Source organism: Rhodococcus sp. (in: high G+C Gram-positive bacteria), from assembly GCF_049286785.1.
Lineage (GTDB): Bacteria > Actinomycetota > Actinomycetes > Mycobacteriales > Mycobacteriaceae > Rhodococcus_F.
Genome location: NZ_JBAQEO010000167.1, coordinates 1 through 3,732 on the forward strand (window position 1 = coordinate 1; position 3,732 = coordinate 3,732).

Annotated in this window: 5 protein-coding genes; all 5 read right to left on the bottom strand. The window is 65.2% G+C overall.

Features of this window, described 5'->3' with window-relative positions:
• Positions 1 to 83: 83 nt before the first annotated feature.
• Positions 84 to 701 carry a PaaI family thioesterase gene (locus WAW17_RS06875; protein ID WP_422332251.1) on the bottom strand — a complete coding sequence of 206 codons (618 nt, stop codon included), beginning with the start codon at positions 699 to 701 and terminating at the stop codon, positions 84 to 86.
• On the bottom strand, positions 698 to 1,303 hold the full coding sequence (locus tag WAW17_RS06880) for a PaaI family thioesterase (protein WP_422332252.1): 606 nt from the start codon (positions 1,301 to 1,303) through the stop codon (positions 698 to 700). Before WAW17_RS06880 ends, WAW17_RS06875 begins: the two co-directional genes overlap by 4 nt.
• A gap of 10 nt (positions 1,304 to 1,313) precedes the next feature.
• Entirely contained in the window at positions 1,314 to 2,135 is an 822-nt protein-coding gene (locus tag WAW17_RS06885; RefSeq protein ID WP_422332253.1) for an acyl-CoA thioesterase, read from the bottom strand.
• Positions 2,136 to 2,175: 40 nt separating this feature from the next.
• The gene (locus WAW17_RS06890) at positions 2,176 to 2,955 is read right to left on the bottom strand and encodes an enoyl-CoA hydratase/isomerase family protein (protein ID WP_422332254.1); all 780 of its coding nucleotides are present in this window, start codon (positions 2,953 to 2,955) and stop codon (positions 2,176 to 2,178) included.
• Positions 2,956 to 3,020: 65 nt separating this feature from the next.
• Positions 3,021 to 3,732 (bottom strand): enoyl-CoA hydratase-related protein (locus WAW17_RS06895; protein ID WP_422332255.1); only part of this gene is annotated, 712 nt, incomplete at its 5' end.

Here is a 3,732-nt window from a genome sequence, read left to right on the forward strand (position 1 = left end):
GTGTAATAGCGCGACAGCTCTTTCCGCGAATCCGGAATATTCCACGTGACCACGTTGCCTCCTTGTCCGACCGGTCCGAATGTCTACTGTGCAGGCGTCGGACGCTGTTCGATGAACAGGCCTTCGGCCGACACGGCGACCTTTCCGTCGACGGCGATTTCTCCGGTGGTCCAGATCTTGCGTCCCTCGCGCTCCTTCACCCGCGCCACGACAGTCAGTGGCACGAACAGCGGCAGGGGCCGGTGGTACCGGACGGTGAGCTGCGCGGTGAAGATGGGTCCGTCTTTCGGCGCGGTGACCGCGCTGAGCACGTGGTCCATGACCATCGCAGAGACTCCGCCGTGCACGAAGGAGTTGGGACCTTGATACGGAAGTCCGAATTCGACTTCCGCCGTTACGGTTCCTCCGGGGCCGGCCTCGAGGACGATCGGGGGCGCGATCGCGTTCTCGACTCCACTGACCGGGTCGTGGCGCCAACCGGGGTTGCGGATCGTTTCGGTCACCGTTGCGGTCGGATTCTCCAGATGCTCGGAGAGTGCATCGAGCTCCGCGGCGACGTCGAGAAGCAGTGGATCGTCGGCGTCGACGCGCTGGAGCAGATCCACGATTCGGCGTAACTGCTCGGCGTCACGTTCGAGCGCAGCGGCGTACTCGAGTTCCACCTCCGAGACAGGCAGCGAGAGACTTTCGACGATGGTCACAGGGCGGGTTCCTTCATGATGAACAGTCCGTCGCAGACCACGGTCGGCTCGCCGTCCACTTCGAGCGTCCCCTGCGACCAGACCTTGCGTCCTTCGACGCGCAGATGTCGCCCGCGCACTGTCACTTCCGTATGCAGGGGCGTCGGCCGCAAATAGCGCAGCGTCATCTCCGCGGTCATACCGGCTCGTCCGGCCGTGCGGTTCGCGACCGCCATGGCGACGTCGAGCACGAGACCCGAGATGCCGCCGTGAACGATCCCGGGCGGCCCTTGGTATTGCCGGGGGAATTCGGTGCGGGCAATTGACGATCCGTCCTCGCAGTGCTCGAAGCGAAGCGGCACCGCGACAGGATTCTTCGGACCGCTCACGGGACTGCGCTCGAGCACTCCCTCCTGCGTTCCGATCTCTCCGGTGACGCACTCCCGCGGGTCTGCCGCTACGGCCTCCAGTCGATCCGCAAGAGCCGAAATCTTTTCCGAGACATCCGGATTCGCTACACTGCGCGATCGGGCGTCGAGTATCGCAGAGGTGAGCCGGCGGACCGCCTGGGCAGCGACCTCGGCGGCAAGTGGAACGCCGGACCCCGAATCGACCTCGTTCATCGAATTCCCCTCATCCCGCCATGGTTACAGAATCGTCGTCGCGATAGACCATTTCCTGCGTGAGGCTCGCGATGCGGCGACCGGCCTCGTTGCGAATGGCCCCGGAGTACCAGCCGCGTTTGCCGCCGGCGGCGCCCGGTTCGTAGTCGACGCGGAGCCACCCGTCCCACTTCGGCACATCGTGAAACCACAGCGCATGGTCGAGGCTCGGGCCGAGAACCTCCCCACCGAGGAGCCTCGGCAATCCTGTAGAGAAGTCCGACATGTACGTCAACGCGGCCGCATGCACGAGCACATCTCCCGCCGGCAACTCGCATGTCGGACGAACATGGAATCTCGTCGGGAAGAACTGTGTGCGGTTCGGCCACTCGTCGACCCGCGCATCGAGGGGCAGCTCGCTCGGGATGGGACGGCACTCCTCCGGCGGGGGCATCGGCACAGGCGGCTCACCGTCAAGTTCTGCGCCGTCGGTGCGGACGCGGAACGACGCCGCCATGCTGAAGAGCACCTCGCCATCCTGCAGAGCGACGACGCGACGTGCGGAATAGCTACGACCGTCACGGTCGCGGTCCACTCGGTAGACCACGGGCCGTGCAGAATCACCTCGTCGCAAAAAGTAGCCGTGCAGCGAATGCGGATGCCGGCCTTCCGGAACCGTCGCGCCGCACGCGAGCAGGCATTGGGCCGCGATCTGTCCACCGAACAGAGGCCTACCGTCGTGATGGACCGGTAAGGCACGGAACAGATCTCCGTCGAGTTGCTCGATCCTCAAGATATCGTTCAGTGTCGTCAGGTCCCCAGCATCGGTTGTACCGGTGTCGACATCGGTCATGGACGGCCCTTTCAGCCTGGAGCACTCGGCGAAGCGCCTGCTATACAGCTGCCGCTGCGCCGGGGCGGAAAACCGGTACTCGCTTCTCGAGGAAGGCGGCCTTGGCTTCCTTGGCGTCGTCACCGTTGATGTTGTTCGCCTGAGCGTGAGCTTCCCGGCGCAGCGCTGCTTCCATGCCGCCGCCTTCGGCGCTCGCATCGAGTAGTTGCTTGGCCAGAGACAATGCCTGCGCGGGTCCGTCGACGAGGCGGCGAGCCATCGCATCGACCGTGTCGTCGAGTTCGTCGGGTGTCACGAGGCGTGTGACGAGACCCAACTCGGCTGCTTCGGCGGCCGAGTACATGTCGCCGAAGAATGCGATCTCCTTGGCCTTCTGGATACCGACGAGTTTGGGCAGCAGCCACGACCCGCCCATGTCCACCGACAGCGCCCGGCGAACGAAGATCTGGGAGAACCGAGCGCGGTCGGTGGCGACCACGAGATCACAACCGAGCGCGAGGTTCCAGCCTGCACCGACGGCGACGCCGTCGACCTTGGCAATGGTGGGGATCGTCAAGGCGTGCAGGGTACGAGCGGCTTCACCGGCGTCGGCCATGTACCGGAGGGCGTCCTCGCGCATCCCTGCGAGGTCGGCTCCGGAGCAGAAATCGCCACCGGCACCGGTGAGGACGAGAACGCGGTCCTGATCGTTGCGCTCGACGGCCGTGAACGTCTCGGCGAGCTCACGCCACATCGCTTCGTTCGCAGCATTCTTCTTCTCCGGGCGTGACATGGTCACCGTCACGACACCGTCGTGGCGTTCCACCTTCAAAGTTTCCACGGATAAGCTCCCCTCAGGTCAGATAGCGTATACATAGTTTACTACGTTATGTATGTGGTGGGCACCTAGCGGCCCGTCCATTCGGGGGAACGCTTCTCGAGAAACGCACGCACACCTTCGGCGGCGTCCGCGGAGCCGGCGATCGCACGCATTGCGGTGCCGGTGATCTCCCACCCGGCCGCATCGTCGGCGGAGGCCATCTCGTTGACCGCGGCAAGGGACGCCCGCACCGCAACGGGAGCGTTCTTGCAGATCCGCTTCGCAAGTTGCACTGCCGCCGACTTCGCCTCACCCACAGGTGCCAGGACGTTGACGAAGCCCGCCGCGTACGCGCGCGATGCAGAAATGGGATCACCGGTGAGGACCAGTTCGCGCGCGAGGTTGAGTGGCAACGATCGCGGCGCGCGAAACAGCCCGGCGCACGTGGGCACGAGTCCGATCGCCACCTCGGGCAGACCGAACGTTGCAGCCTCCGACGCGACGACGAGATCGCACGCGAGCACGATCTCGAATCCGCCGCCGAGCGCTGGGCCATCCACAGCACCGATGAGCGGCTTCGCGCGGTGCCGCCGGATGACTCCGTACTCACCACCGCGCTCGGTGTAGTAGTCGCCGCCGGCCGTCAGGTCGCTGCCCGCGCTGAACACGGGCCCATCCGCTGCGAGGACACCGACCCACAGATCGTCGTCCTCGTCCAGCACCGTCAAAGCCCGATCCAGTTCATCGGCCATTGCCCTGTTGATCGCGTTGCGCTTACCCGCACGCCGCATCTCCATG

What these genes read in the sequence shown, in the direction of transcription:
- WAW17_RS06880 (WP_422332252.1), bottom strand. Translation starts at nt 1,303, where the DNA reads ATGAACGAGGTCGATTCGGGGTCCGGCGTTCCACTTGCCGCCGAGGTC.
- WAW17_RS06885 (WP_422332253.1), bottom strand. Translation starts at nt 2,135, where the DNA reads ATGACCGATGTCGACACCGGTACAACCGATGCTGGGGACCTGACGACA.